Source organism: Tunicatimonas sp. (genome assembly GCF_049647865.1).
Classification (GTDB): Bacteria; Bacteroidota; Bacteroidia; order Cytophagales; family Cyclobacteriaceae; genus Tunicatimonas.
Genome location: NZ_JBARYM010000087.1, coordinates 1 through 2,675 on the forward strand (window position 1 = coordinate 1; position 2,675 = coordinate 2,675).

Below are 2,675 nucleotides of genomic sequence, written 5' to 3' on the forward strand. Positions count from 1 at the left end.
GATTAGAAGAAACGAGTAAGGAGGAGACCCAAAGTACTCGTGAACTGGTACAAAGTACTTCGGAGGCGTATCGCACATTGGTCAAACATATTGAGGCTCACTCCACACTGACTCCTTCGGCCGAGTATACCTTGTTTATTAATCACCTGAACGAAAACATTGAGCACTTCAACCAGATTGTAGAGCGAAGAAGGTTAGATAATATCGGTGAACCCATAGTAGAATAGGTTCTTATAGGGTTGTAGTATTTGTTCAATCGTCCGTTATACAAATAAATCTATTTCAAGCTATTGTTAGTTTCCTAACGAGACGCCACCGAGCTGTCATTTTTCTTCCATCCGCTGGCCTCTATCATCTTATCGTAGATTCCGGTGTTTTCGTAGATACCCGCAAAAAGTTCTGCCCCAGGTCCGTAGGCAAATACGGGGATAAGATCGGGAGTATGGCCTCCGGTAGAGAAGGTGCCTACCAGATTGTTGTAGTTGTCACCCGACGATAGTGCAAAGCCACCGGTTTCGTGGTCGGCGGTTACTACTACTAAGGTATTTCCGTCGCGTTCAGCAAAATCAAGGGCTACTCCCAAAGTTTTGTCAAAGTCTTTTACCTCTTCAATAATATACTCCGCATCATTAGCGTGTCCGCCCCAGTCGATCTGCGAACCTTCTACCATCAAAAAGAAGCCATCTTCATCTTGCGAGAGATAGTCTAATGCCATCTGAGTGGCCTGCGGGAGAAAGTCACCTCGTCCGTCTAGCATCCGGGGCATTCCGTCGGGTGCCAACAGAAACCCGTATTTGCGCTCCATAGAGAAATTTTCTGGCTGCTGTAACTGGGTGGTATCAATCGTAAAGCCATGGTCCGCCAAACTATCCAGATAGTTTAGTCCGTCGGTGCGTTCGGCGAAGAACTGCGTGCCACCCCCCGCGAAAAAGTCTATCGACGAGGTAGTAAGCTGGGCCGCAATATCTTCGTACTGGCTACGGGCGGGAACGTGGGCGTAAAATGAGGCGGGGGTTGCGTGTACGATGGATGAGGTGGCAATCATTCCCGTACTTAACTCATCGGATACTAATTCGGTAATAGTTTCTACGGAGGTTGAATCATCTTTTACCCCAATTGCCCCATTGTACGTCTTCTGTCCGGCAGAAAAGGCTGTAGCCCCGGCGGCGGAGTCGGTAATTTTCTCGCGAGAAGAAGAAGTTTTAATCAGGCCAACGTAGGGAAACCGAGAGAAGTTTGGCTCCCCCTCGCCGTAGTAAAATCGGCTGGTAACCTGGGTAACACCCATACCATCACCAATCAGTAGAATAATATTTTTAGGACGGGTAGATTCTCCGCGGGCGGAAGTGTTGGTTGATTCTTGGGATTGGCACTGAGCCAGCAGTAGGCAAGAGAGACTGATTATAAGCGGGCGGATCATGGAATAGTGGTGTAGTTTGATCGGCAAAGATACTTTCTTTCAGCAAACTTACCGTAGAACTGATGTTTCTTTTGTGTTAAGAAGTAGGAAGGGTGGACGGTAAATGGTAGAGGGTTGAAGGGTGTAGGATTTTCTATACTCTTCACCATTACCCTTTACCCTTATTATACAAAAGGGTTTCTAATAGTTAGCTTATTATCTACAACTAGTCCATGGTGCATGTCTTCACTATACATTAGAGAAAATTCGTGAACAAGTGCGGACGCAACAATTATACTATCCCAAAAAGAAAAACTGTAGTTCGAACGGATTAGAGAAGCTTTAATTAGTGTTTCCCGATTTAGATTTACCACACGGTAATTCTGATAAAATGATTCTATTAGTTGGACAATATCGGACTCAGTAAAGTCTGTTTTTCTCAGCATATTAACGCATACTTCATTAATAACCTGAGTACTCAAGACGGGAACCTCTCCTGATTCTTTTTTCTGTACTAATGCCTTAGCTCGTTTTCTTTTAGATTCGTCTTGATCGTTGAAGGCATAAAGCTAGACATTCGTATCTACAAAATAGCTCATTTGGTATCTTGGTAAATGTCTTCTCGGGATAAAGGACGAAAATCTTTTACCTTCAAGGGGTTGTGAAGTAAGAGAGAAATTGTATCGCTGGTACCAGAAACGTGATCGTCTTGAGTATCGCTTAAAATTATCACCCGCACATTGGATGTTATTTTATCCCGATACTGCTCAGGCACTTTAATAACTCCATCGGTAATATTTGCCTCAAATTCTACAGCATTCATAGCAACTAATTTTCTTCAATATAACCATCTTTTCACTTCAAAACCACACCTTCTCTCGTCGATAGGGAGCTGCGTGCTTGATACATTGGCTTTGCTCTACGCTCTCCCCACCTCGCCCATCATTCATCCCGCAGTGAGTCTACTGGGTTTTGGGTAGCGGTACGGAAGGTTTGCGAACCAACGGTAATACCGGCTACCAGCAAAGCGGCTACTCCGGCTAGCACAAAGCTCCAAACGCTTAGTGTATCTTGATAAGCAAAAGTATCTAGCCAGTAATTCATTAGGAAGTAGGCTAACGGACAGGCAATGAGAAAAGCAACTAAAATGAGTTTGGAAAAGCCCTTAGTGAGTAGCAACAGCAACTGACTAACCGATGCCCCCAGCACCTTACGAATACCGACCTCCTTGGTACGCTGCTCAGCCGTATACGAAGCTAGACCCACCAAACCCAAT

General features: G+C 44.9%; 4 protein-coding genes and 1 pseudogene. 1 reads left to right on the forward strand and 4 read right to left on the reverse strand.

The window, feature by feature from the left end; all coding sequences use genetic code 11:
- The coding region (locus WBA23_RS03000; protein ID WP_424580765.1) for a DUF6261 family protein at positions 1 to 227 on the forward strand (227 nt) is incomplete at its 5' end.
- 74 nt (positions 228 to 301) lie between these two features.
- Here the strand turns inward: WBA23_RS03000 and WBA23_RS03005 are convergent.
- The 4 genes and pseudogenes from WBA23_RS03005 to WBA23_RS03020 all read right to left on the reverse strand — a co-directional run.
- The gene (locus tag WBA23_RS03005; RefSeq protein ID WP_424580767.1) at positions 302 to 1,420 is read right to left on the reverse strand and encodes an alkaline phosphatase; all 1,119 of its coding nucleotides are present in this window, start codon (positions 1,418 to 1,420) and stop codon (positions 302 to 304) included.
- 164 nt (positions 1,421 to 1,584) lie between these two features.
- Positions 1,585 to 1,950: pseudogene (locus WBA23_RS03010) on the reverse strand (PIN domain-containing protein); the annotation flags it as partial.
- 44 nt (positions 1,951 to 1,994) lie between these two features.
- Positions 1,995 to 2,222 carry a hypothetical protein gene (locus tag WBA23_RS03015; protein ID WP_424580768.1) on the reverse strand — a complete coding sequence of 76 codons (228 nt, stop codon included), beginning with the start codon at positions 2,220 to 2,222 and terminating at the stop codon, positions 1,995 to 1,997.
- A gap of 119 nt (positions 2,223 to 2,341) precedes the next feature.
- Positions 2,342 to 2,675, reverse strand: a 334-nt coding sequence (locus tag WBA23_RS03020) for an ABC transporter permease (protein ID WP_424580769.1), incomplete at its 5' end; no start/stop codon positions are given.

Coding starts and splice junctions, on each gene's coding strand:
- WBA23_RS03005 (WP_424580767.1), bottom strand. CDS start 1,420: ATGATCCGCCCGCTTATAATCAGTCTCTCTTGCCTACTGCTGGCTCAG.
- WBA23_RS03015 (WP_424580768.1), bottom strand. CDS start 2,222: ATGAATGCTGTAGAATTTGAGGCAAATATTACCGATGGAGTTATTAAA.